This window comes from Arthrobacter sp. 2YAF22_2 (assembly GCF_052114645.1).
Lineage (GTDB): Bacteria > Actinomycetota > Actinomycetes > Actinomycetales > Micrococcaceae > Arthrobacter.
In genome coordinates this window covers 1-3,209 of record NZ_JBFRFD010000435.1, presented here as the reverse complement: position 1 = coordinate 3,209, position 3,209 = coordinate 1, and the positions used below count along the sequence as shown (strand labels likewise).

Annotated in this window: 2 protein-coding genes; both read left to right on the top strand. The window is 69.4% G+C overall.

Going from position 1 to position 3,209, the window contains the following annotated elements:
* The coding region (gene leuS / locus AB4Y86_RS15420; protein ID WP_441403071.1) for a leucine--tRNA ligase at positions 1-2,101 on the top strand (2,101 nt) is incomplete at its 5' end.
* Between the two features lie 69 nt (positions 2,102-2,170).
* Positions 2,171-3,205 (top strand): DegV family protein, encoded by a 1,035-nt coding sequence (locus AB4Y86_RS15415; protein ID WP_441403070.1) that lies wholly within the window; start codon positions 2,171-2,173, stop codon positions 3,203-3,205.
* Positions 3,206-3,209 lie beyond the last annotated feature (4 nt).

The window sequence follows — 3,209 nt, the reverse complement described above, 5'->3', positions numbered from 1 at the left end:
CCCCGAGTACTACCGTTGGACCCAGTGGCTGTTCAAGCGCTTCTACGAGCGCGGCTTGGCCTACCGCAAGAATTCCCCGGTCAACTGGTGCCCCAAGGACCAGACCGTGCTGGCCAACGAACAGGTGGTCAACGGTGCCTGTGAGCGGTGCGGCACCGCCGTGACGAAGAAGTCCTTGAACCAGTGGTACTTCAAGATCACCGACTACGCCGACCGGCTGCTGGACGACATGGACGAGCTGCGCGGCCACTGGCCCGAGCGGGTCCTGGCCATGCAGAAGAACTGGATCGGCCGCTCCGAGGGCGCCCACGTCAACTTCGCGATCGAGGCCGACGGCGGGAAGCCCGCCCAGGACGTCACTGTGTTCACCACTCGCCCGGACACCCTCTACGGTGCAACCTTCTTCGTGGTCGCCGCGGACGCGCCGCTCGCCGTCGAACTGGTCACCGACGAACACGCCACGGCCCTTGAGGCCTACCGCGAGCAGGTCAAGGCGCTCTCGGAAATCGAGCGTCAGGCCACCGAACGCGAAAAGACCGGCGTCTTCACCGGCCGCTACGCGATCAACCCGCTCAACGGCGAAAAGCTGCCGGTCTGGGCGGCCGACTACGTGCTGGCCGATTACGGCACCGGCGCCATCATGGCCGTCCCGGCCCATGACCAGCGCGACCTGGACTTCGCCAAAACCTTCGGCCTGCCCGTGCGGGCAGTCCTGGACACGGGTGAGGAAGACCCGGCCGTCACCGGCACTGCGACCGCCGGCGAGGGAACGCTGATCAATTCCGGCGCTCTGGACGGACTGCCCAAGGCCGAGGCCATCCCGGCGGCCATCGAGATCCTGGAGCGGCAGGGCACCGGCGAGAAGTTCGTCAACTTCCGCCTGCGTGACTGGCTGCTGAGCCGCCAGCGTTTCTGGGGCACACCCATCCCGATCATCCACTGCCCGGACTGCGGCGAGGTCCCGGTCCCGGACGACCAGTTGCCCGTCACCTTGCCGGAGAACCTGCGCGGCGAGGACCTGTCCCCGAAGGGCACCTCCCCGCTGGCGGCTGCCGAAGCCTGGGTCAACGTCGAATGCCCCGCCTGCCACGGCCCGGCCAAGCGCGACACCGACACCATGGACACCTTCGTGGACTCGTCCTGGTACTTCCTGCGGTTCGTCTCGCCGGAGTACACCGACGGGCCGTTCGACCCGGCCAAGATCAACGACTGGATGCCCGTAGGCCAGTACGTCGGCGGGGTGGAGCACGCCATCCTGCACCTGCTGTACGCCCGCTTCTTCACCAAGGTCATCCATGACCTGGGCCTGATCGAAGCGGACGAACCGTTCCGCGCGCTGCTGAACCAGGGACAGGTGCTCAACGGCGGCAAGGCCATGAGCAAGTCCCTCGGCAACGGCGTGGACCTGGGCCAGCAGCTGGACAGGTTCGGCGTCGACGCCGTGCGCCTCACCATGATCTTCGCCTCTCCGCCGGAGGACGACGTCGACTGGGCGGACGTGTCGCCGTCGGGCTCCGCGAAATTCCTGGCCCGGGCCTGGCGGCTCGGCCAGGACGTCACCAGTGAACCGGGCGTCGACTTCGCCGGCGGTGACCGTGCGTTGCGCACGGTCACCCACCGCACCATCGCCGACGCCGAGGCGCTGCTGGACCACAACAAGTTCAACGTGGTGGTGGCAAAACTGATGGAACTGGTCAACGCGACCCGCAARACTATTGACAGAATTACAGGCGCGGACAACGGTGCCGGCGGCGCGGACCCGGCCGTCCGCGAGGCGGTGGAGGCCGTCGCAGTCATCCTGAGCCTGTTCGCCCCCTACACCGCGGAGGACCTGTGGAACGTGCTGGGGCACCCGGCGTCGGTGGCCAACGCGGGCTGGCCCACGCACGATGAGTCCCTGCTGGTGCAGGACACAGTCACCGCCGTCGTGCAGGTACAGGGCAAGGTGCGCGACCGGCTCGAGGTCTCCCCGGGCATTTCCGAGGACGAGCTGCGCGAACTGGCGCTGGCTTCCGACAACGTCCAGCGCGCGCTGGATGGGCGCGGAATCCGCACCGTGATTGTGCGGGCGCCTAAACTGGTCAACATCGTGCCGGCCTAGCCGGACAGGCCATTCGTCACCGGCCGCCGGCGTCAGCCGGCGGCCGGAACTCTTTCCAGGAGGTGCTTCGTGCCCGACCGTGAGCCCCCCGGCTGGCCGTGGCTGCGCGAGCGCCTCGCCAGGCTGCGCCAGGCCACCAGGCCAGGCGCGGCCCCCGAAGTGTTGCCCGCAGTGGCGCCGCGGACGGCCGTGGTCACAGACTCCGCGGCAGCGCTGCCGGCGGAGTGGGTGCGCGACTTCGCCGCGGACGGCCGCTTGACGGTGGTCCCGATGCCCGTCATGGTGGGCTCCGAGATCTACGGCGAGGGCGAGGACGACATCGCCGAGACTATCGCCGTGGCGCTGGCCAGCGGCGTGCCGGTCCGGACCTCCCGGCCCTCACCCGGCCAGTTCGAACAGGCGTACCTGGCCGCGGCGGCACGCGGCTTCGAGGCAGTGGTCTCGATCCATATCTCCGGCGACCTCTCCGGCACCCCCGAGTCCGCGCGGCTCGCCGCCGCCAGGGTGGGGATTCCGGTGGAGATCCTGGATTCCCGCACCGTTGGGATGGCGCAGGGGATGGGCGTGCAGAGCGCCGTCGTTGCGGCCGCCGACGGCCGGAGCGCGCAGGAAGTCAGTGCGTTCGCCCGGGAGCGGCTGGACCGCACCAGAGTGTACTTCTACGTGCCGAGCCTGGAACAGCTCCGCCGCGGCGGACGGATCGGTGCGGCCGCCTCGCTCTGGGGCACCATGTTCTCGATCAAACCGATCCTGGCGGTCGACGGCGGCAAGGTCGTGCCGCTGGAAAAGGTCCGGTCGGCGGCCCGCGCCATCGCCAGGCTTGAGGAGGTAGCCGCCGCCGATGCGCTGTCCCGACCTAAGGGGGRGGCGAGGATCGCTGTGCACCACTTCGGCAACCCGGCCGAGGCGGAGCAGCTGGCGGAGCGGCTGGGAGCCTTGCTGCCGGAATGTCCTCCGGCGCAGATCAGTTCTCTGCCCGCCGTGCTGGCCGCCCACGCCGGACTCGGGGTGCTGGCCGTGATCGTGGGGGAGAGCAGCACCCCGCTGCCCGTTGCCGGCGGCGGCGCCTCGGCTTCCGCGGGCCCTGCGCCACTGTCCACATAGCCCT